Origin of the sequence: Amycolatopsis sp. NBC_01488 (assembly GCF_036227105.1) — a bacterium.
Lineage (GTDB): Bacteria > Actinomycetota > Actinomycetes > Mycobacteriales > Pseudonocardiaceae > Amycolatopsis.
The window spans coordinates 7,085,863-7,107,180 of record NZ_CP109434.1 but is presented as its reverse complement, the minus strand read 5'-3'; the positions used below and the strand labels follow the sequence as shown (position 1 = coordinate 7,107,180).

Annotated in this window: 19 protein-coding genes and 1 pseudogene; 10 read left to right on the top strand and 10 right to left on the bottom strand. The window is 72.2% G+C overall.

Going from position 1 to position 21,318, the window contains the following annotated elements:
* Positions 1-3: 3 nt before the first annotated feature.
* From sucD to OG738_RS33690, 3 genes are read left to right on the top strand one after another with little or no spacing between them, the layout of a single operon-like run.
* Complete coding sequence (gene sucD / locus OG738_RS33705; RefSeq protein WP_329047187.1) at positions 4-885, top strand: succinate--CoA ligase subunit alpha; 882 nt, start codon at positions 4-6, stop codon at positions 883-885.
* Positions 885-1,070 (top strand): hypothetical protein, encoded by a 186-nt coding sequence (locus tag OG738_RS33700; protein ID WP_329047186.1) that lies wholly within the window; start codon positions 885-887, stop codon positions 1,068-1,070. The genes sucD and OG738_RS33700 overlap by 1 nt, the downstream gene beginning before the upstream one ends.
* Complete coding sequence (locus tag OG738_RS33690) at positions 1,070-2,539, top strand: LysR family transcriptional regulator (RefSeq protein ID WP_442875829.1); 1,470 nt, start codon at positions 1,070-1,072, stop codon at positions 2,537-2,539. The genes OG738_RS33700 and OG738_RS33690 overlap by 1 nt, the downstream gene beginning before the upstream one ends.
* On the opposite strand, the gene fdhD is transcribed toward OG738_RS33690, so the two are convergent.
* The 3 genes from fdhD to OG738_RS33675 form a co-directional block, all read right to left on the bottom strand.
* The gene (fdhD, locus tag OG738_RS33685; protein WP_329047185.1) at positions 2,527-3,360 is read right to left on the bottom strand and encodes a formate dehydrogenase accessory sulfurtransferase FdhD; all 834 of its coding nucleotides are present in this window, start codon (positions 3,358-3,360) and stop codon (positions 2,527-2,529) included. The two genes, OG738_RS33690 and fdhD, sit on opposite strands and share 13 nt — an antisense overlap.
* Position 3,361: 1 nt before the next feature.
* Positions 3,362-4,672 carry an OFA family MFS transporter gene (locus tag OG738_RS33680; RefSeq protein WP_329047184.1) on the bottom strand — a complete coding sequence of 437 codons (1,311 nt, stop codon included), beginning with the start codon at positions 4,670-4,672 and terminating at the stop codon, positions 3,362-3,364.
* 666 nt (positions 4,673-5,338) lie between these two features.
* Complete coding sequence (locus OG738_RS33675) at positions 5,339-5,749, bottom strand: histone-like nucleoid-structuring protein Lsr2 (protein ID WP_329047182.1); 411 nt, start codon at positions 5,747-5,749, stop codon at positions 5,339-5,341.
* Between the two features lie 218 nt (positions 5,750-5,967).
* Between OG738_RS33675 and OG738_RS33670 the strand changes: the two genes are divergently transcribed.
* Entirely contained in the window at positions 5,968-6,852 is an 885-nt protein-coding gene (locus OG738_RS33670; RefSeq protein WP_329047180.1) for a class I SAM-dependent methyltransferase, read from the top strand.
* Positions 6,853-6,867: 15 nt separating this feature from the next.
* On the opposite strand, the gene dinB is transcribed toward OG738_RS33670, so the two are convergent.
* Positions 6,868-8,058, bottom strand: coding sequence for a DNA polymerase IV (dinB, locus tag OG738_RS33665; protein ID WP_329047178.1), 1,191 nt, complete (start codon positions 8,056-8,058; stop codon positions 6,868-6,870).
* Between the two features lie 157 nt (positions 8,059-8,215).
* Here dinB and OG738_RS33660 point away from each other — a divergent pair, with 157 nt between their 5' ends.
* Both OG738_RS33660 and OG738_RS33655 read left to right on the top strand, forming a co-directional pair.
* A complete protein-coding gene (locus OG738_RS33660; RefSeq protein WP_329047176.1) occupies positions 8,216-8,635 on the top strand; it encodes a hypothetical protein in 420 nt (139 codons plus the stop codon).
* 16 nt (positions 8,636-8,651) lie between these two features.
* Positions 8,652-9,164 carry a 2'-5' RNA ligase family protein gene (locus OG738_RS33655; protein WP_329047174.1) on the top strand — a complete coding sequence of 171 codons (513 nt, stop codon included), beginning with the start codon at positions 8,652-8,654 and terminating at the stop codon, positions 9,162-9,164.
* Positions 9,165-9,166: 2 nt separating this feature from the next.
* On the opposite strand, the gene OG738_RS33650 is transcribed toward OG738_RS33655, so the two are convergent.
* Genes OG738_RS33650 through OG738_RS33640 form a run of 3 tightly spaced genes read right to left on the bottom strand, consistent with a single transcriptional unit; the run spans position 9,167 to position 11,306 of the window.
* The gene (locus OG738_RS33650) at positions 9,167-10,252 is read right to left on the bottom strand and encodes a hypothetical protein (protein WP_329047172.1); all 1,086 of its coding nucleotides are present in this window, start codon (positions 10,250-10,252) and stop codon (positions 9,167-9,169) included.
* Positions 10,253-10,261: 9 nt separating this feature from the next.
* Complete coding sequence (locus tag OG738_RS33645; RefSeq protein WP_329047170.1) at positions 10,262-10,852, bottom strand: hypothetical protein; 591 nt, start codon at positions 10,850-10,852, stop codon at positions 10,262-10,264.
* A gap of 19 nt (positions 10,853-10,871) precedes the next feature.
* Complete coding sequence (locus tag OG738_RS33640; RefSeq protein ID WP_329047169.1) at positions 10,872-11,306, bottom strand: XRE family transcriptional regulator; 435 nt, start codon at positions 11,304-11,306, stop codon at positions 10,872-10,874.
* 633 nt (positions 11,307-11,939) lie between these two features.
* On the opposite strand from OG738_RS33640, the pseudogene OG738_RS33635 reads away from it, so the two are divergent.
* Positions 11,940-12,101 (top strand): annotated as a pseudogene (locus tag OG738_RS33635) (VOC family protein); the annotation flags it as partial.
* A gap of 3 nt (positions 12,102-12,104) precedes the next feature.
* On the opposite strand, the gene OG738_RS33630 reads toward OG738_RS33635, so the two are convergent.
* A complete protein-coding gene (locus OG738_RS33630; protein WP_329047167.1) occupies positions 12,105-14,237 on the bottom strand; it encodes a discoidin domain-containing protein in 2,133 nt (710 codons plus the stop codon).
* A gap of 214 nt (positions 14,238-14,451) precedes the next feature.
* On the opposite strand from OG738_RS33630, the gene OG738_RS33625 reads away from it, so the two are divergent.
* Both OG738_RS33625 and OG738_RS33620 read left to right on the top strand, forming a co-directional pair.
* On the top strand, positions 14,452-15,384 hold the full coding sequence (locus OG738_RS33625; RefSeq protein WP_329047165.1) for a DUF1996 domain-containing protein: 933 nt from the start codon (positions 14,452-14,454) through the stop codon (positions 15,382-15,384).
* 19 nt (positions 15,385-15,403) lie between these two features.
* Positions 15,404-15,916: a DUF305 domain-containing protein gene (locus tag OG738_RS33620; RefSeq protein ID WP_329047163.1), complete on the top strand. Its 513-nt coding sequence runs from the start codon at positions 15,404-15,406 to the stop codon at positions 15,914-15,916.
* Between the two features lie 406 nt (positions 15,917-16,322).
* Here OG738_RS33620 and OG738_RS33615 read toward each other — a convergent pair whose 3' ends face one another.
* Entirely contained in the window at positions 16,323-19,535 is a 3,213-nt protein-coding gene (locus tag OG738_RS33615; protein ID WP_329047161.1) for a TIM-barrel domain-containing protein, read from the bottom strand.
* A gap of 211 nt (positions 19,536-19,746) precedes the next feature.
* Entirely contained in the window at positions 19,747-20,790 is a 1,044-nt protein-coding gene (locus OG738_RS33610; RefSeq protein WP_329047159.1) for a LacI family DNA-binding transcriptional regulator, read from the bottom strand.
* 132 nt (positions 20,791-20,922) lie between these two features.
* On the opposite strand from OG738_RS33610, the gene OG738_RS33605 reads away from it, so the two are divergent.
* Positions 20,923-21,315, top strand: a complete 393-nt coding sequence (locus tag OG738_RS33605) for a hypothetical protein (protein ID WP_329047157.1) — start codon at positions 20,923-20,925, stop codon at positions 21,313-21,315.
* Positions 21,316-21,318 lie beyond the last annotated feature (3 nt).

Sequence of the window (21,318 nt, the reverse complement as noted above, 5' to 3'; positions counted from 1 at the left end):
GACGTGGCCATCTTCCTGGACGAGACCAGCCGGATCGTCGTCTCCGGCATCACCGGCTCCGAGGGCGCCAAGCACACCCGGCGGATGCTGGCCGCGGGCACGAACGTCGTCGGCGGGGTGAACCCGCGCAAGGCGGGGCAGGAGGTGGAGATCTCCGGTCGTTCGCTGCCCGTCTACGGCAGTGTCGCGGAATCGATCGCGTCGGCCGCCGCCGACGTCTGCGTGCTGTTCGTGCCGCCGCCGTTCGTCGAGGACGCCGTGATCGAAGCGGTGGACGCAGGCATCGGCCTGGCGGTGGTGATCACCGAGGGCGTGCCGGTGCACGACACCGCCCGGCTGTGGGCGCACGCCGTCGCGGCGGGTGGGCGGACGCGGATCATCGGGCCGAACTGCCCCGGCATCATCTCGCCCGGCAAGTCCAACGCGGGGATCATCCCGGCCGACATCACCGGCCCCGGGCGGATCGGGCTCGTGTCGAAGTCCGGCACGCTGACGTACCAGCTCATGCACGAGCTGCGCGACATCGGATTCTCCACGTGCGTCGGCATCGGCGGCGACCCGATCATCGGGACGACGCACATCGACGCCGTCGAAGCGTTCGAAAAGGACCCCGAGACGGACCTGATCGTGCTGATCGGCGAGATCGGCGGCGACGCCGAGGAGCGGGCCGCGGAGTTCGTCCGGGCCACCGTGTCGAAGCCGGTCGTCGGGTACGTCGCCGGGTTCACCGCACCGGAAGGCAAGACGATGGGTCACGCGGGCGCGATCGTCTCCGGCTCGGCGGGAACGGCGTCGGCGAAGAAGGAAGCGTTGGAGGCAGCGGAAATCCGCGTCGGCCGGACGCCGAGCGAGACGGCGGCGCTCGTCCGCGAGGTGCTGGGCTGATGTCGGTGAAGCCGGCGGTGCTCACGTGCATGGACGCGCGGATCAGCGTACGCCGGCACCTGCTCGGCACGCGCGACATCGGGCTGATCCACCACCGGGACTGCGGGTTGCGCACCTTCACGGAGTCCGCGCGGATGCCCCACGCCGACGTCGCCCGCGGCTACGTCCCGGACGAGGTGCCGTGATGGAGCTGCGCCAGCTGGCGGTGGTGGTGGCGGTCGCGGAGGAGGGCGGCTTCACGGCGGCTGCTTTGCGGCTGCGGACGGTCCAGTCGACAGTATCCACGGTGGTCCGGGCGTTGGAGCGGGACCTGGGAACGCCGTTGTTCCACCGCACGACGCACCGGGTGGTCCTGACGCCCGCCGGCGAGGCATTCATGCCCGCCGCGCGGGCGGCCCTGGCGGCGGCAGCCCGCGCCAGGGCGGCGGTGTCCCCGGTCGGCGGCCGGGTACGGCTCGGGGTGTGCCCGGGGTTGCTGGCCGACTGGCACCGGGTCCTGGCGGCGCTGCGGGACGTTCACCCGGGGTTGGCGGTGGAGGTGCGACAGGTCCGGCCCGGTGTCGTGGAACGGGTCCTGGCGGAGTCCACTGTGGATGTGGTGCTGACCGTGGCCTCGGGTCTTGGCCCTGGATCGGTTGCAGTGGGCCGGATCGACTCCGTTGCCGGAGCGACCGGCTTCGCCCGCCGAGCCGAGCCTGACGGTTCCGTCGCCGATCGGGTTTCGTCATCGGCGGGTTCGGCGACCGGTTCGTTCATCCGCACTCACGACCTGCCAGCCGACGATCCCGCGGCGGCCCATGCCGCACTCGGCGGCACAGTCGGCTGCACCATTCCCACCCCGGCATCGCCCGCATGCGGCACCCCTGCCAGCGGTTCCCCCGCCGAGCCCGCCCGCTCTGCGCGCCATCGCTCCCCCAGCGACCCCATTCCCAACACCGCCACACCGACACCGCCTGCATGCTGCGCCGCGTCCAGCGGTTCGCCCGCCCGCTCTGCGCACGACCGCTCCCCCAGCGAGCCCGTCCCCAACACCGCCACACCGACACCGCCTGCATGCTGCGCCGCGTCCAGCGGTTCGCCCGCCCGCTCTGCGCACGACCGCTCCCCCAGCGAGCCCGTCCCCAACACCGCCACACCGGCATCGCCCGCACGCGGCACCCCGCCCAGCGGTTGCCCCGCCGAGCCCGCCCGCTCTGCGCACGATCGCTCCCCCAGCGACCGCGTCCCCACCACCGCCACACCGGCATCAACCACGTACAGCGCCCTGCCCGGCGATCCCGGATCCGGGCTGGTCACCATTCCGCTCGCGAGCGAAGAACTCGTGCTCGCCACCGCGCCCGGCGGGTCGCGCTCCGCACCCGCCGATCTCTCCGAACTGTCCCTTGTGGACTTCCCGCCGGGCTGGGCCATCCGCGAAGCCGTCGACCGGGCCTTCCCCCGTCGACGGGTGTCGCTCGAGGTCGATGATCTCGCCGTCGCCGCCGGGCTCGTGCGGGCCGGGCTCGCCGCCTGCGTTCTGCCGCTCTCCGCCACTGCGCGGTTTCCCGATCTCACCGTCCGGCGGTTCGACCGGCCGCCGACGTGGCAGCTCGCCGCCGTCCACCGGGGTGATCCTTCGGCCGCCGTCGCCGCGCTGGTCGCTCAGCTCGGCTGAAGGCCGAGCCGGTCGGGTCGCGTGTAGACGTTCATCGACGTGCCCCGCAGGAAGCCCACCAGGGTCAGGCCCAGCTCGGCAGCCAGGTCCACCGCCAGCGACGACGGCGCGGAAACCGCTGCCAGCAAAGGAATCCCTGCCATCACCGCCTTCTGCACCAGCTCGAACGACGCCCGCCCGCTCACCATCAGCGCCGTCCCGGAGAGGGGCAGCCCGCCGTCGCGGCAAGCCCAGCCGATCACCTTGTCCACCGCGTTGTGCCGCCCGACGTCCTCGCGCAGGCACAGCAGCTTCCCGTCGGCGTCGAAGAGGCCCGCCGCGTGCAGGCCGCCGGTGCGGTCGAAGACCCGTTGCGCCGCACGGAGCTCCCCGGGCAGACCGGCGAGCGTCGCCGGGTCGGTGCCGAACGGGTCCGCGTCCACCGGCCACGTCACCGTCGTCCGGACGGCGTCCAGGCTCGCCTTCCCGCACAGGCCGCACGAGGACGTCGTGTAGAAGTTCCGCTCCACCGACGCGTCCGGCGGCGCGACGCCCGGCGCGAGCACGACGTCGAGGACGTTGTACGTATTGCCGCCGTCGGCCGTGGCGCCGGCGCAGTACCGGATCGAGTGGATGTCCGCGGCGGCCCGCACCACGCCCTCGCCGACCAGGAACCCGGCGGCGAGGTCGAAGTCGTCGCCCGGGGTCCGCATCGTGATCGACAGCGCCTTCCCGGCCACCCGGATTTCCAGGGGTTCCTCGACCGTCAGCGTGTCCGGCCGTGTGGTGGGCACGCCGTCGTGGACGCGCACCACCCGGCGCCGGCTCGTCATCCGCCCCACGTCAGGCCGCCGGCAGCAGCGACTTGGGCCGGCCCGGCTGGGTCAGCCGCCCGGAGAGCACCGCGCCGGCCAGGCTCAGCAGCCCGGCCGCGGCGAAGGCGCCGACGAACCCGTGCGACGTCACGACCAGCGCGGCGAGCCCGATCCCGACGACCGCGCCGACCGCCTTGGCGGAATACAGTATCCCGAAGTTCTGGGCCGCCGACTCCTCGCCGAAGTACTCGCGCACGAGGCCGACCAGCAGCGTGTAGCAGCAGCCGTTCCCGAGCCCCGCGAGCGCAACGCCGAACAGCAGGCCGACGGCGTGCCGGTGCTCTCCCGAGTAGAAGAGGACGAACTGCGCGACACCACCCGCGACCAGCGCGAACCGCAGGATCCGGTGCCGGCCGAGCCGGTCGGCGAGCCGGCCGATGAGCACCCGGCCGCTGCCGGTCGCGGCGGCGAGCAGGGCCAGCGCGGCCGCGGCGAGGCCAGGCCCGCCGCGCTCGGCGACGAACGTCGCCAGGTAGGCGAGGTCGAACAGCAGCACGGCGGCCGCGAGCACGACGACGAGGTACAGCGCGAGGGTCGTCCCGCACCGGAACAGCTCCGCCGGCCGGTAGTGCCGGACGGCCGGGCGCCGGTTGTGCGCCGGGTCGAGGGCCCAGGTGCGCGGCTCGGGCGTCGCGGGCCACCAGTGCCGCGGCGGGTACCGCAGCAAGGCGCCCGCCCCGGCGACGACGGCGAGCACGACGGCCGCGGTGCCGTCCAGGAGCACCGGACGCGCGGCAGGCAGGGCAGCCGCGAGCACGACGAAGGGCACGCTGCCGTAGGCGAACGCGCCGCTGACCATGCCCGCGCTCGGCGCGGTCCGGTCCGGGAACCAGGCCAGCACCGCGCCGACGCAGGTGGCGTAGACCAGGCCGGTGCCGAGCCCGCCGAGCACCGAGTAGCCGAGGAAGACGGTGACGAGGCTGGTCGCGTGGCCGAGCGTGACCAGCCCGGCGGCGCACAGCACGGCGCCGGCGGCCATCGCCGCGGGAGCGGGGAGCAGACCGCGTTCGCGCAGCCACGCCGCCGGGAACGCCGTCCCGGCCTGGCAGATCGCCCACACCGCGAGCGAGAGGACGATCCCGCCGAAGGTCCAGCCGTGTGCCCGGCTCAGCGCGGGAACGATCGCGCCGAACCCGTACTGCTGCACCCCCGCGGCGAGCATCGCCGCCGCGGCCAGCCAGGTGATCCACGCCCGCGGCCGGCCGAGCAGCTCCCGGTCGGACTCCCCGACGCGGTATCGCCGTCCGTAGACGTCCCGGAGCTCACGGACCTCGGCCATCGTGACCGCCTCCTCAGAACCGTCGAGTGCAGATTGTATGCAGTATGGAGTAGTCTGAGTGTGCGCTTGTCCCGGGCGATTGTCTACAGGGACGCTCGATCGGCCGCTCGTTCCGGCGGAAAGCGCTTCGCGGACGGGGGATGCCACGGTGCAGGGAGCGGCGACACGAAGGCGGCCCGGCGGCCATCGAGGGAGGAGGCGGCCACCGGGCCGTGCTCCGGCGCGGTACCGGCCGCGTGGAGCACTGACAGTCTGGCGATCGGAGCCACCCTCCGACAAGCGTTACCGGCCGGGAAATGCCCGGTTGCCGTGCCTTTTTCGCGGCGCGGGGCGCCGACCGGGCCGCCACCGTGGACCGAGGGAAGATCCACACGCGACGGAGCGGGATCGGCAGAGGTCACGTCTGCCCGATCGGGACAGTCACCGATGAGCTTGCTCGACGCCGCGAAGGGCGGAGCGATCATCGCCGGCAGAAGACACTCACCAGGAGAAGACACCGCAGGCCCGAAGCGGCGGTGAAAACGAGCGAAGCCTGCGCCGCGAGCGCCCATTTCGCGCGCCGGGATCTCCCCGACCCAGGCGCGCGAAACTCCGCCACCGAACACCGACGCCGCCGTCACCCCAGGACGGCCGCGCGAAGTTCCTTGCCCGGCAACCGGTTCGGCGTCAGGCCTTCTTGCGCGCGGCGCGCTTGCGGGCCGGCTTGGCCTCCACCGGCTCGGCCTCGGCGGCCTGGTCGGCCTCGAAGCCCTGGATGATCTCGCTCGACAGGCGGCCCCGCTCGGCGACCTCGTAGCCGTTCGCCTGCGCCCACTCGCGGATCTGGCGGTTGCGCTCGCGGTCGGTGCCCGAGCTCGACGAGCCCGACAGCGACTGGCCGGTCGCGAGGCGCACCTTGCGGCCCCCGATCCGGCGCGCGGCGGCGACGTAGCGGGCGAGCTCGTCCCGAAGCGCGGACGCATTGCCCTCGGACAGGTCGATCTCGTACGTCACCCCGTCAAGGCTGAAGGGGACGGTCTGCGAAGCCTCGCTCCCGTCGAGGTCGTCCACCATCTCGACGTGCACCCGTTGCGCCATGGTTCGTCGTTCCTCATCTTCTCCAGAACACGGTCGGACAGACCCTAACCTGTCGAATCCCGTCCGGCACGCGCGACACCCGTGAAGCGTCCACAATGGCCGCTCGGGCAGCAGCGCCGCCCTCGTCCAGAGTGACCGCAACCAAGCCGGAATGCGCGCTGTCTTGTAGAAGAGTTTTTGTTGTGATATATTCGAAATCGAATCGGTACCGTGTGGATATGACAGCCGCCGATTTTCCCGGTATTGCTCCCCGCGTCAGCCGCACCGCCTTCACCGCGGCCGCCGCGCGGGCGGCACATTTGCTCGTCGACACCGGCCCCCTCATCTTCTCCGACACCCTGGCCGCGGTCGTCCTCGGCGACCACGCCGAGGAACTCCTGGCCTATCACCACCTCCACGGCGCGCATCCCGTCCTGGCCGGCGCCCGCACCCAGGCGGTGTGCCGGAGCCGGTTCACCGAAGACCGGCTCCTCCGCGTCAATTCCGGTATAGACCAGTATGTGATTCTGGGCGCCGGGCTCGATTCGTTCGCGTATCGGGACACGTCCGCGCGATTTCGCGTGTTCGAGGTCGACCGGCCGGCCACCCAGGCCGCCAAACGGGAACTGCTCGAACGCGCCGGGGTCGCCGTGCCCCCTTCGGTCACGTTCGTCCCGGTCGACTTCGAAGCGGATCCGCTCCGGGAACGGCTGGTCCAGAGTGGACTCGACCCGTTTCGCCCCGTGTTCGTGAGCTGGCTCGGTGTCACCATGTACCTGACGCGGAAGGCGATTCTCGCCACATTGACGGTTCTCGGCGGTTTGGCCCCCGGATCGGAAATCGTGGCCGATCACCTACTTCCGCCGGAACTGCGCGACGCGGCCGGAAACGGCTACGCCGAAGCCGTCGCCCCGGTCGCCGCGGAACAGGGTGAGCCGTGGCAGACCTTCCTGTCCCCCGCGGCCATGGCCGGGCTCCTGCGCGAGGCCGGTTTCGAAGCCGTCGAACAGGCGGGCCAACGCGAAAGCGTCGATGCGCGCCTGTGGGACCGGACCGACGCGCTGCGTCCGGCCGCGCTTTCCGCGCTGACCCACGCCCGCATTCCGGAGCGGCCCGGAAACTGAAACCGTTTCCGGCCGTCAATCCGGCAGCAGGGGCACTTCGTAGTCCTCGGCTCGGCCGAGCAGCACCGCCCGGGTGACCGCCGCCCTGCCGAACCGGTCGCGTACCGCGTCCAGCGCGGTGTCGAGCCCGGTCGCCCGCTGCTGTTCGAACGGCAGCGCCAGCTGGAACGGGTCCTCGTCGGCCAGGTTGGACAGCGCCGCGCCGAGCAACGTGATGCCGCGGTCGGCGATCATCGGCAGCGCCGCCACGAGCAGTTCCCGCGCCGCGGCGAGCAGCACGCCCGTGCCCGCGGTCGGCTCGTTCAGCGTGTGCGAGCGCGTGACGCGCGTGAAGTCGGCGAAGCGCAGGCGGATCGTCACGGTCCGGCAGACGCGGCGAGCGGCGCGCAGGCGGCGGGCGATCCGGTCGATGAGTGCCACCAGGACGACGTCGAGCTCGGCCGGGGTCCGCCTGCCGCGCCCGAGGGCCCGCTGGGCGCCGATCGACCGGCGCCGCCTGCCGACCTCGACGCGGCGCGGGTCCCGGTTGTGCGCGAGGGCGTGCAGGTGCCCGCCTGCCGCCCGGCCGAGCATGCTCACCAGGTCGACCGGCTCGGACGCGGCCAGCTGACCGACCGTCGTGATCCCGCGCGCATGCAGCTTTTCGGTGGTGACCTTGCCGACGCCCCAGAGCGCGGCGACCGGCAGCGGGTGCAGGAACTCCAGCTCCCCGTCGTGCGGGACGACGAGCAGGCCGTCCGGCTTGGCGACACGGCTGGCGACCTTCGCGAGGAACTTCGTCCGCGCAACCCCTACCGTGATCGGCAGGCCGGCGCGCTCGGCGACGTCGGCACGCAGCCGTTCGGCTATATCACTGGGCCGTCCGCCGATCCTGGTCAACCCTCCGACGTCGAGGAACGCTTCGTCGATCGAAAGGGCTTCCACCCACGGCGTCGTGTCGTGGAAGACCTCGAAGACGGCCTTGCTCGCGGCCGAATACGCCGACATCCGCGGCGGCACGACGACCGCGCGCGGGCACAGCCGGCGAGCCTGCGCGCCGCCCATCGCCGTGCGCACGCCATAGGCCTTGGCCTCGTAACTCGCGGCCAGGACCACCCCGCCGCCGACGATGACGGGGCGCCCCTTCAGCGCCGGATCGTCGCGCTGCTCCACCGACGCGTAGAAGGAATCGAGGTCGGCGTGCAGGATGGGCCCCTCGTCGGTCATAGAACACATGTTCGCATACGCGGGCGCCGAAGTCCGCTTTCCCGCGCCCGCCGCGGCACCCCTGCCGCTGGTCGAAACTGAGCGTTTTCCCGGTTGTCCACCCACTGTCGCCACGGTCACACTCGACGGATCGATTGGCCCGACCACTGGGGGCGACATGTCCGAGAAGTGCCGATGCGGCGACCACCACGCGTGGGCCAGCCCGAACCCGCAGGACCGGCCCGCCGCCGCGCGGCAGCCGCTGCTGGCCGCGACGCTGGCACAGGAAGACCGCGCGGAAGACGCCGGCCACGTCGACGCGACCGACCGCGTCACGTGCCGGACGCACCGCCGCTGGCTGCACGACTGCGTCGCGTCCCCGGTGCACACGAACCCGGCGATCGGCTACCGCTGGTGCCGCGGCTGCGACCACCAGGCGCTGGTCGCGGTGGACGAGCTGACCGGCGAGGTGACGATCCGCTGCGGGCTGTGCGGCCGCAGCCCGCGCAGCCGCGCCAACCTCGAGCTGGTGGAGTTGTGCCGGCGCAGCCTGGCGCTGGCTCGCTCGGGACGGTTCCCGGAAACCGCCGTCGCCTGACTGCCATGATGCGGGGGTGCCCGAACGCGGAACCACCGCACTGGTGATCCTGCTGCCCGCCGCCGAACCCGCGCTGGCCGCCGCCCGGCGGGTGGACCCGTCCTTGGTCCGCCCCGGGTTGCCCGCCCATGTGACGGCTTTGTACCCGTTCCTGCCGGACGCTTCTCTGGACGAGCCGGAGCTGGCCGCGGTCCGGGCGCTTGCTTCGAAGTTCTCGCCGATTGCCGTTCAGCTCACCGAGTTCCTGGCCGCTCCGGGTTTCGCGGCGCTACCGGCTCCCGCGCTCCAGGAGGTCACCGACGCCGCTTGCGCTCACTGGCCGGAGGTTCCGCCGTACGGCGGCCGGTTCGGTCCTCGGCCGCCGGCCCACGTGACCGTGGCCATGGGTGGCGACGAGGAGACCCTCTCGCAGGTCGGTGCCGAGGTCCGGCCGCTGCTGCCGCTGGCCGGTCGGGCCGAGGCACTGCAGCTGGTGGCGCTCACCGAACGCGGCTGGGAGCCGCGGCTGGAAGCCCCTTTCGGCGGCTGACGTCACCGCGCCGGACCGGCCACTTCGCGCACCTCTGTGTCGCCCACCTTCCGGTACGCACGCGCGATCGCCCGCAACCGCGCGACGTCCGCGGCGAACGGCTCCGCCCGCACGACCGGCGGCTCCTCCTCCCCCGGCTCGTCCGGCAGATCCCGCACCATCCGAGCCGCCGCCGCGGCCGGCAGCTCCGGCGTCACCCCCGCCAGGATCAGCCCGTCGTTCGTCTCGCTCATCGCCGTCAGCAACCGCTCGCGGCGGGACGCGCCGCCCGGGTCGATGCGGACGATCTCCGGGAACCGCCGCATCAGGTGCGCGCGAAGGGGGCGCAGCAGGCGGAGCGTTTTCGCGTCGCGGCGCCCCGACACGAGGCCCGGGATCGACGGGATCGTCAGCCCCACCACGATCAGCAGCACCGAAACCGCCGGGAAGCCGACGTCGAGCGTGCACGGCAGCGTCGAGAACGGCCCACGGCACAGGCCCTTCACCGGGTGGTCCGCCTGCACCGCCTCGATCGTCGCGACGATCTTCCCCGCGAGGTAGACGACCGCGAACGCCGACGCCAGCAGCAAGAGCGCGAGCCCGGCGCGCAGGGCGCCGCCGCTCGCCCGGACCGTCACCGCCGCGACCACGCCGATGTCGAGCACCGCGAACCCGAGGTAGACGGTGTACACGAACACGTACACGACCAGCGTCGGATGCGTGCGGTACAGCTCGTCGAACACGCCGATGCCGCGCGGCAGGCCCGGCGTGCCGAAGAACATCACGGCCAGCAGGACGAGCGCGACGCCCAGCGCGACGAGCCGGGTGCGCCGGCCCCGGTCGCGGGTGCCGCTGACCTCCGCGACCGTCAGCCCGATGCCGTAGGCCGCGACCATCGTCGCGAGGTTCGACAACAGCCGTCCGAGGCTCGGGTAGATCTCGCTCTCGAAGAGCTGCGCGCGGTTCGACAGGAAGCAGAACGCCGCACCGAGCGCGATGAGCGAGACGGCCAGCCCGGCGCCCGCGCCGGTGCGGCGGGCGCGGATCGCGCGCCAGATGCCGACAGCCAACGCGAAGAGCCCGACCCCGACGAACAGAATGTCGATCACGAGACGCGACTATCCCAGGAGGGCCGCCAGCCGCCTAGCCTGGTCCGCCGCCCGGCCGGACGCACCCGGCTGAACGGCGGGCGGCTCGCTCGTCGCGGCGCTCATCAGCAGCACCGCGATCAGTTCGGCTTCGTACTCGTCGGTGCCGGTCGTCACGCGGGTGAGCAGGTGCGACAGCGCCTGCGGCGCCAGGTCCGGGGCGAGCCGGACGGCCTCGGACTCCGACAGCTGGCAGGTCCCGGTGTGCGCGCACAGCATGTGGGCGAGCTCGTGGGCGATGATGTGGTCCTGGTGCAGTGCCGACGTCTGCTCGACGTAGGCGATCAGGTCGTAGTCCGGGCGGGCCTGCCAGGCGCCGGACGGACGGCCCGGCCGGTACTCGACCGGCACGAGGTCGATCTCGCGCCCGCGCCAGGCCTCGAGGCCGTCGACCCAGGCGTTCATCGACCACGGCCGGGGCACCGGGACGGCGGCGAGCACGGTCCGCACCCGCCGGCGGGCGCCGGCTCGCAGGTCCGTCAGGCCGCGCTCGTCGATGGGTCCTCCCCGGTCACCGGGCGCCAGCCGGGTGCACCGGGGCGCCAGCACGGACGAGGTCATCGTAGCCGACCGCGCGGCGTCACTCCGGCTTCCGGCGCCGGTTGCCGCGACGGCGGTTTTCGTCGTAGCCGGCCAGCTGGTCGAGCAGCGCGGTCACGGTTTCGCGGTCGCGCGGCGAGAGCTGCATGGCCCGCTGCGCCAGGTTCCGCGCCTCGGTGTCGCGCCACGCGACGACGTCCTCGACCTGCTGGTCGACCTGCCCGGCGACCTCGTCGTCGAAGAAGTACGTCACCGGCACGCCGAAGAACTGGGCGAGGGCTTGGATGTGCGAGCGCTTCGGGTCCTTGCGCGCGCCGACGGCGAGCTGCTGGACGTGGGTCGCCGACATCGTCACGCCGGTCTGCTCGGCGACGCCGTGCGCGATCTCCCGGTAGGAGTACGGCTTGCGGTCCGGCGGGTGCACGGTCGCGATCAACCGCGCCAGCCGTTCGGCGAAACTGCGCTCATCGCTCACCACACACCGCCTTCAGCCAGGAAACGTGACAACCGTCAGCCTAGCTGTTCCGAAAACTTGACACAGGCTGTCCCGGAAAGACTACGATACTCCCGTCGGTGTTTCGAAAACAGGACACCGGAGCCCGGGGTGGCGCAGCGGCCGCGGGGGTGACGTCACGTGGCCGCTGGGGGTGGCCACGCGCCCGGCCCCCGTTCCCGCCGCGCCGCCCCACCTCATTGCCGCCGCCCGCTCGGTGAGGTCGTCGTGCAGGCGCGGGAGCGTTGGGGTTCGGGACGGGCGGGCGGCGTGCGAAAGTACCGTCCTGGCAAAGGATTCGGGCGGCTGGGTGCTCGGGTGGGTGTTTCGCGCGATCGGTATTTCGCGCGATCGGGAGGACTCCCCCACGTGGCGGGGCGTGGCGCGCAATTCGAAGGCATCGCGCGTGATTGAGCGGGCACTTCGCGTGATCAGGCGGGCATCACGTGTGATTGGCGGGGCATCAGGCTGGGGCAGCGCTTTCTTCTCGCAGGCGGCGCAGGACCGCGGGTGTCGTTCCCGCGGTTGCGGTAGCGCGTCAGCGAAACCCCCACCTCACGCGGCGGCCCGGTCAGCCTCGGCTTCCAGCGCGTCGCCGGCTATCGGGGCCCGGGCCGGCCGGACGCCCACCTCGACCTCCGCGTCGGCGATCTCGAACGCGCTGTCACGGAGTTCGCGGCGCTCGGCGCCACCAAGCCGGACTTCCAGCCCGGTGGCGCCGACTGGGCCGTGCTGGCCGCCCCCGAAGGTCACCTCTTCTGCCTGATCCCCGGCTGAGCGTCAGGAGCGGTAGACGCCGAACTCGTACAGCGAGTAGCCGTACGCGGTGCCGCGCTGGGTCGCGGACATCCGCACGTACCGGGCGGTGGCCGAGATCGCGAGGTCGTCGGCGCCGCCGTCGCCCGTGGTCGTCGAGTACACCGGCCGCCAGTTCGCCGCGTCGTCGCTGACCTGGATCTCGTAGGCCTTCCCGAAGGCCGCCTCCCAGATCAGCTGGACGTGGTCGAACGCCTGCCGGCTGCCCAGATCAACCTGCAGCCACTGCGGGTCGGCCCACGCGCTCGCCCAGCGCGTCGCGGTGTCGCCGTCGGTCGCGGCCTGCGGCGGGTACGGCGCGCCGGGGCCGTCGGCCTGGTAGGTCGACGCCGTGGTCGCCGCGCCGCGGGCCAGGTTCGTGCCCGGCACCGGCGGGGCGACCACGCGCAGCGACCGCGTCTCGATGCCGACGTTGCCGTGGCCGTCCCGGGCGTAGAGGTAGATCTTCCAGACGCCCAACTGCTGCGGCGCGGTGACCGTGAACGGGCCGGTCCCGGTGAACTGCGCCGGGATCAGGCCGGCGGCGTTGTTGATGTACTTGCTGTTGTAGCCCATGGTGTAGGTGATCGGGTCACCGTCCGGATCGGACACCGCGGCGGTCAGGGTGAACGTGCCGCCCGCCGGGACGTCGGTGCTGCGGCTGAGGTTCATCGACGAGATCACCGGCGGCGTGTTCCCGCTCGTCTGTCCACTGTAGAGCTTGCGGACGGCGTACCAGGAGAGCCGTTTCTCGTTGCCCGTGGTGATGTTGAACCAGACGCCGCCGAAGTCACCCTCGGTGCCGTAGTGGAAGAGCGTCGCGCCGAGGGCGACGCCGGGGTGGGCCAGCACGCAGTTCCACGCGTTGACGTAGCCGTCACGCTTCTGCTGGTCGGTCGGCTCGGCGGGGACGCCGTTCGCGTCGTTCGGCACCTCCCACTCGCCGGCCGGGCCGGTCTCGGTGATGATGTACGGCTTCGTGTAGCCGCCGGCGATCCAGTCCTGCTTGACCTGGCAGACGTGCGCGTAGGAGTTGACGGAGTAGAGGTCGAGGTCCGGCGCGTAGGCCTGGTAGTACGGCCACGCACCGGTCCAGGCGTCGGTCGACGTGACGGGGTGGTTCGCGTCGATGGCGTGGATCGCCTGCGCGGCCTGCTCGACGAAGCGCGTGTACGCGATCCGTTCCTGCTCCAGCTGCGTGCCGGAGTAGCAGTTCTGCATGCCGAGGATCGACTCGTTGCCGACGTTCCACAGCAGCACACCGGGGTTCGCTTTGTATGCAGTGACCCACTTCTGGATCTCGGCGAGCATCGTGTTCTTGTAGTTCGTGTCGGTGGTGTAGTCGACGCAGCCGCCGCTGCCGGGGCCGCCGCCGGGCTGCAGCCAGAAGCCGGCGACGACCTTGATCCCGTTGGCCGCGGCGGCGTCGAGCAGGGGCTGGGTCGTGCCGTCGGTGCCCCACGTCCGGACCGTGTTGACGCCGATCGCGTGCAACTCCGGCATCCGCGTGGCGGCCTCGCTGACCGGCGGGCCCCAGGTGAGACCCTTGACGGTCCACGGTATCCCGTCGACCGTCAGCTGCCAGTTCCCTTGGCTGCCGGTCACGCGCGTGACGCCGGGGCCGCCCTGCGTCGGCGTGCCCGGGGTGCCGCTGACCTGGAACTCCCAGAGCGAGTAGCCGTAACCGCCGACGCGGTGGGTGCCGTAGAACCGCACGTAACGGCCGTGACCGGTGACGGCGAGGTTCTGGATTCCACCGGTCGCGGTCGTCGTACTGTATACAGTCTGCCAAGTCGCGGCATTGTCCGAAACCTGGATTTCGTATGCAGTCGCGTAGGCGGCTTCCCAGTTCAAGGTGACCTGGCTGATGTCCGCGGGCGCGCCGAGGTCGACCTGCAGCCACTGCGGGTCGCTCCAGGCGCTCGCCCACCGCGTGCCGGTGTCACCGTCGACGGCCGCCGACGCCGGGGTACCGGCGCCTTCGCTGCTCGACGCGGTCGCGGGTCTGCCTTGGGAAAGCAGCGTGGCGGCGTGCGCCGGGGACGGGCCGGCGAGCAGGCCCAGCACCAGCAGGGCCACCAGCGCCGGGACGGCACGGAGGAGCGACGGTCGGTCCACGATGACTCCCGTACGACAGGGGACGGAGATTGGAGAGCGCTCTCCAGCGCGTCCGATGGTTCGGCATCACGCCCCGCGTTGTCAAGATTCCGGCGGGGAATCGGACAATGCCTGTCCGGCGGCGGATCCGGGTGGTCCTTGACACGGCGGCGGGCCGGTGCGCATGCTGTGGGAGAGCGCTCTCCCATCCTTGGCACCTCACCGTGGAGGACCCTTGGCAACGAAAGCCGCGCTCCTCGCCTGCACCGCCGCCACCGTGCTGGCAGGCGCCTTCCTGACCGCGGCCACCTGGTCGCCCGCCGGGGCCGACGACCTGGTGACCCACCACGAATTCCAGGTCAACTGCTCCCCCAGCCACCACCAGCCGGACGACCCGATCGTCTTCCCCGGGCTGCCCGGCGCGTCGCACGACCACACGTTCCTCGGCAACAAGACCACCAACGCGGCCACGACGCTGCAGTCGCTGCAGAACTCGGGCGTCGGCAACACGACGTGCCTCGCGCCGGACGACCTTTCGGCGTACTGGTTCCCGACGGTCTACAACGGGAACCAGGTGGTGCTGCCGAACTTCGCGCAGGTCGTCTACTACAAGTCCGGCATCCTCGACTACACGAAGGTGGTGCCGTTCCCGCCCGGCCTGCGGTACGTCGCCGGGAGCGTCACGGCGACGCAGGACGAGTTCCAGCACGCGCCCGGCGCGATCGAGGGCTGGGAGTGCGGGGACAGCTTCCACAACTGGGACATCCCGGTCCAGTGTGTCGCCGGCAGCCAGCTCAACATCCGCTACCAGGCGCCGAGCTGCTGGGACGGCGTCCACCTGGACTCGGCCGATCACAAGAGCCACATGGCGTACCCGGACCGGGCGACGCTGACGTGCCCGGCCGACCACCCGGTGCCGGTGCCGATGCTGGAGTTCAAGATGGCCTTCCCGGTGAGCGGCGACATGTCCGGCGTGCACCTGGCCAGCGGGCGCGGGTACTCGTGGCACTACGACTTCTTCAACGCGTGGGACCCCGAGACCTTGGCGGCGCTGGTGACGCACTGCATCAACGGCGGTCTCCAGTGCGACCCACGCGGGTTCGACCTCTACAAGCCCGACCGCGGCAGCGTACTCGGGCCGAACTACCGGCTGCCCGGCCGTCCGTGAGACGGCTGGTGCTGGGGCGGTGGTGGTGGCGCTGACCATGGGCGGGTGCGCCACCACCGGCCCCGCCCCCACCGCCGGCCCCGCTTCGCCCTTCAACCCGACCGACGTGGCGTGGGTGCAGCTCGTGGTGCCGATGACGGAGAACGCGCTGTCGGCGGCCCGGCTCGCGCCCGGCCACGCGGCGAGCCCGGCGGTCCGCTCGGCCGCGGACTCGGTCGCAGGGCCGTCGGAGCGGTTGCTGACGCGGTTGAAGGCGGTCCGCGACCGGGCGGGCCTGCCCGCCCTGGACGTCCACAGTGGACATCGGATGCCGGGGATGGTCACCGCGGCGGATCTGGTGGCGTTGCGGACCGGAAGCGGCGCGGACTTCGACCAGCGGCTGGTCGCCTTGCTGCGGGCCCACGCGGCCCAGCTGGTGGTGCTGGCGAACGGCGAGCGGACCTCCGGCGCGGACACGGCCACCCGCGAGCTGGCCACCGAGGTCGGCGCGGAAGGGGCGCGGCAGGAGCAGGTGCTGGCGAAGGCGGAGTGAGCTGGACTCGGTACGCGGTACGACCAGACCGCGCCGAGGCGAGCTACACCCGGGCAAAGGCGACCGGGCCGGGTGCCGGCCAAGCCGAGGTGGCTACCCCGCGCGGAAGGCAACCGGACGCGATGCCGGCCAAGTCGGGGCGAGCCACGCCCGGAAAGGCCGGGCTCGCGTGCCCCGGGCTGTGGGCCCGCGAACACCGCCCGAGCCAGCCGGCAAAGCAAGCCAAAGCCGGGCTCCGGCATCACCCCGAACCCACGAACAACGGCCCTCGGCCAGGCACCGAACGAGCCCGGCCAGGGGCCGTGGAGGCCATCACCCCACATGGTGGCCGGGCCGGGCGCCGTCGAGGCCACCACCCCACGTGGTGGCCTCGACGGCTGTTACCGGCTCCGCCCGCCGGTAGTCCTCAATACGTGACCGTCACCGGTCCTCGGCCGCTGTGGGCCGTGACCGTCAGCGTCTGCGTTGCCGCGTCCCACTTCCAGCCGCTCGCGGGCGCCCAGCCCTCGCCGACCTGGACCCGCGAAGGCGCCGACGTCACTCCGAGGAACTTGACCGTCCACTCGCGCGAAGCGACCTGGGACCGGCCGCGGGCCGGCTCCACGGTCACCGTGTGGGCGCCGCGCCGCTCGGTGTAGGTGATCCGCGTCGTCGCGCTGTGCGCCGACGAGGTGCCGTCGTCCTCGTACAGCGAGAACGACCCGGACGCGCCCGGGGCCACCGTGACCGTCGCACGGTTCAGCGGGTTCTGGACGTCGTTGGTCACGTCCGCGGTCCGGGTGACCGTGATGCCGCCCGCCCGCACGAACACCGGCATCGTGCCGAGGTCCGACGTGACCTGCTGGGTGCTGCCGCCGGTGTAGGACTTGCCGCTGAAGTAGTCCGTCCACTGCCCCGGCGGGAACCAGACCGACGTCGTCGCCGAGGTCCCGGGCGACGTCACCGGCGCCACCAGCATGTCCGGCCCGTAGAAGTACTCGCTGCCCGCCGCCGCGTACGCGGCCGGCTCGTCCGGGTACTCCACGTACGTCGGCCGCACCACCGGGACGCCCGTCGACGCGGCCTGCTGCGCCAGCGTGTAGGTGTAGGGCACCAGGTTCTCGCGCAGGTTGAGGAACTTCGTCGCCGATGCCTTCGCCGCATCGCCGTACTGCCACGGCAGCCGGTCGCTGTGGTTGCTGTGCAGCCGGTCGATCGGCTGGAACGCGCCGAGCTGGACCCACCGCGCGTACAGGTCGTCGGGCAGCTTGAACGTCTGGTGCTGCTGCCCGCCCGAGGTGTAGGTCTCGCTGCCGCGCAAGCCGGTCGTGTCGTTGTGCCCGCCGATGTCGTGGCTGATCGGCGACATCCCGGTCGCGGCCGACTCGGCCGGGGTGATCCCGACCTCCATCCGCAGCGTCCCCCACGTCGACGACGTGTCGCCGGTGAAGTGGATGGTGCTGCGCTTGTCCGCCCAGGGCCCGGTCGACAGGCCCACCGGGCCGCTGTACCCGCCGGCCTGCAACGACCCGTACGCCCGCGAGATGACGAAGCCCCGATCGACGGCCGGCGCGGCCAGGTCGGCGTACTTCTGGTTGATCCACGAGTCCGGCGTCACGCCCGCCAGGCTCGACTTCGACGCGTCGCAGCACCAGTCGAGCCACCAGAAGTCGTTGCCCTGGCTCATCAGCTGGCCGTGCAGGTCCAGGTACGCCTTCAGCTGGTCGGGGTCGCCCCAGTCGAAGACGTAGCAGTCGGTGCCGCAGCCGGACTTCGCCAGCTTGCCCTTCGCCGTCGCCTGCGCGCGGGCGAACTGCGGGTCCGAACCCATGATGCTCGGGTGGATGTTCAGCGTGTCGTGCAGTCCCTGCGAGTGCGCCCAAGCGAAGAACGCCGTCGGATCCGGGAACTTGCTCTGGTCGAACTGCCAGCCGTTCCAGGTGTCCGGCGCCTTGAAGTCGGTGTCGGTCACGAGGACGTCGAGCGGTACGCCTTCACTGCGGAACTTCGGCAGGATCTTGTCGCGGTAGTCGGCCGCGGTGCGGTCGATGTACTCCGAGTACCAGACGCCGTAGGCCCAGCGCGGCAGCAGCTCCGAGGGCCCGGTCAGGGTCGCGAGGTCGCGCAGGCCCGCCTTGTAGTCGTGGCCGAAGGTGAAGACGTAGCCGTCCTGGTAGGGGTTCCCGCCGTGCGACGGCCGCGGCGTCGCCTTGCCGGCCGCGGGGTCGTACACCGCCGACGGTGTGTCGTCGAGCAGGTACCAGCCGTCCTGGTGCAGGAGCCCTTCGGTGAGCGACGGCGTGCCGTTGTCGCCGTTGACGCCGTCGAGGCCGCGCCGGTAGCCGCCCAGGGTGATGTGCGGCTGCGGCACGGCGGCGCCGGTCCTGGTGACCGCGACGGTGTCGATGTTGACGTGGCAGCTGGCATCGTCCGGGCAGGTGAGGACGACGTCGTTCGTGCCGGCTTTGAGGTCGACCGGGACCGACGCGCTCCCCCAGCTGTCCCAGTCGGCGGTGGCCGGCAGGGACAGCGTGCGGGTCACGCCGGACGCGGCGACCGTGGCGGTCCGCGTCTGGTGCAGGCCGTCGCCGCCGGTGCCGTTGGCGTAGCGGACGTCCAGCTGGTACGTGCCGGCGGAAGGGACGTTCACGACGCGGTGGGTCAGCGACGAGCCGCGGTTGAGCTCGGCGACGAAGCCGCGCCCGGCGTACCCGGCGTGGTCGGTGGCCACGATCGCCGAGCCGGCCCGGAGACCGGATTCGGCCTCACAGCTGACGTCCAAGGCGCAGCCGCTGAACGCGCGGGCCGAGGCGGGCGGGAAGGACGCGCCGGCGGACAGCACGGCCAGGGCATCGACGTTGACGTCGCCGGAGTCGCTCGCGGTGCGCTCGAGGCGGAGGTTGTGGCGGCCGGCCGACAGCGTGACCGGCACCGACGCGGTGGCCCAGCTGTTCCAGTCGGCCGTCACGGGCAGGGTGAGCTTCTGCGCGGCGCCGCCGTCGACGGACACGCTGAGGGTGCGCGTGACGTGCTGGCCGTCCCCGCCGACGCCGTTGGCGAACCGGGCGGTCACGGCGTAGGTCCCGGCCGCGGTAGCGAGGACGTCCGCGGTGGCCGAGTTGCCGGTGCTCTCGAACCCGGCGAGGAAGCCTTCCCCGGTGTAGCCGGTGTGGTCGGTGGCGACGCCCAGCCCGTCGGCGGTCAGGTCTTCGGCCTCGCACAGCGCGCCCGTGGCGCAGGTCAGGTGGTGCCAGGGGGCCGCGGTCACCGGCGTCGCGCCGGCGTTCGCGCGGACCTGGAGGTTCCCGGCGTCGAACGGCCCGGAGTCCAGCTGGTAGGTCAGGGTCGTCGCGCTGGTGCGGATGGTCAGCACGCCGTTCGCCGTCGTGGACGTGAACGGCGGGGGCGTGAACGACCCGCGGCCGACGGCGTTGAACGTCGCGGCGTCGGTGAAGTGGCCGTCGCCGGCGTACTCCGTGCGGATCAGGGTCGGGGAAAGGACCTGGAAGCGCGCGTTCCCGGCGGTCACGGTCCGACGCGCCGCCGGTCCGGCGTCAGCCGGGGTCGCGATGTTCACGACGGCCGCGGTGACCGCCAAGACGGTCGCCAGGTGGAGGATTTTCGGTGCTCTCGTCCGCACGGCGGAACTCCGTTCCGGTCAGGGGGACCCAGCCAGTTTTACAACGTTGGAAAAGGCCGTCCCGATCTGAGCACAAGGCGCGGCTCGATGTCCAGACCAGTGAGCGGAACTGTCCGGACAGGCCGGAGTCGGTGCCCGGCAGGCCACGCGGGCGGAGTATCGGGCGGACCGGTGGCGGGGCTGGTCCGGGTCGGCGACCCCGCCCGGCCGCTCAGGCCGAGTCGCGGACCACCAGCTCGGGGTCGAAGATCACCGACTCGGCGCGCCCGGCCGGGTCGGCCATCCGGTCGAGGACCATCCGGGCCATCGCCGCGCCCATCTCCTCCACCGGCTGACGGACCGTGGTGAGACGCGGACGGCAGCTCAGCGCCACCCGGCTGTCGTCGAAGCCGATCACCGCGACGTCGTCCGGGACGCGACGGCCCGCCTCGCGCAAGACCGTCAGAGCGCCGTACGCCATCAGGTCGTTGGCCACGAACAGCCCGTCCAGGGCGGGTTCCTCGGCCAGCAGCCGCTCCATCGCGCGCTCGCCGCCGTGCTCGGTGAAGTCGCCCTCGGCGACCGCCACGTACGCGTGGCCGTGGCGGGCCATCGCGTCGCGGAACCCGGCCAGCCGGTCCTGGCCCGCCGGCGTCCCCGCCGGGCCCGCGATCGTCGCGACCCGGTGGCACCCGCGGGAAACGAGCCGGTCGGCCGCCAGCCGGGCGCCGTCCTGGTGGGCGACGTCGACGTAGCTCACCGGCGCCGGGCGGCCGGGCCGGGCGAAGAGCGCCGTCGGGACGCCGGCGTCGGTCAGCATCTTCGGCAGCGGGTCTTCCGCGGGGTGCAGCGAGATCAGCAGCACGCCGCTGACCTGCTCCTGCCGCAGCTTCGGCACGAGTTTCTCGCGCTCTTCGTCGCTGTCGACGAGCATCAGCAGCGGGTGCAGCCCCTGGGGCCGCAGGTGGGCGACCACGCCCTCGACCACCCGGCCGAAGAACGGGTCGCCGAACACACCGCCGGTGAACGCTTCGACGTGCCGCTCGGGCTCGGACACCACCAGCGCCACCCCGCCGGTCCGGCGCGTGACCAGCGAACGGGCCGCGCGGTTCGGGACGTAGCCGGTGGCGGCGATCGCGCGTTCGACGGTCTCGCGCAGCTTCGGGTCGACGTTGCGCACGCTGTTGACCACGCGGGACACCGTGGCCCGCGAGACGCCGGCGACCCGCGCGACGTCCTCCAGGGTCGGCGGCGCCGAGGGCGGGTGCGTCGTCACCCCTTCTTTGTAGCACGCTGTGAGAGCGCTCTCCCAGTACTCCGCCCTGGACATGCCGATGACAAATGTCATGGCGGGCTGCTGAGGGACGGCACTGCCGCCCGGACACCCCGCGCGACGACCATCTTCGGCATGATGACTACGCCTCGAACCGAACCCGCCCGCTTCCGGGCCGTCCTGCTGCTCACCGGTGGCTACGCCGCGCTCTCCGTCCTCACGCTCGTCGCGATCGTGCTCTTCCGGAACGACCACGCCATGGTGACCGACGCGGTGTGGGTGCGCGCCACCCTCGTCGTCGCCAGCTCGCTGCTGACGTTCGCCTTCGCCCGCAGCGCGGCCCGCGGGTCGCGGAAGGGGCTGCTGAGACTGCGGATCGTCGCCGCGGTGATGCTCGTGGCGATCGTCGTGATCGTCGCCCTGCCCGGCCTGTTCCCCCTGTGGCTGCGGATCGAGCAGGGTGTCTGCGGGCTGCTCCTGCTCGGCGTCACGGTGCTCGTCAACGGCCGGCGGGCGCGGGCCCGGTAGCGT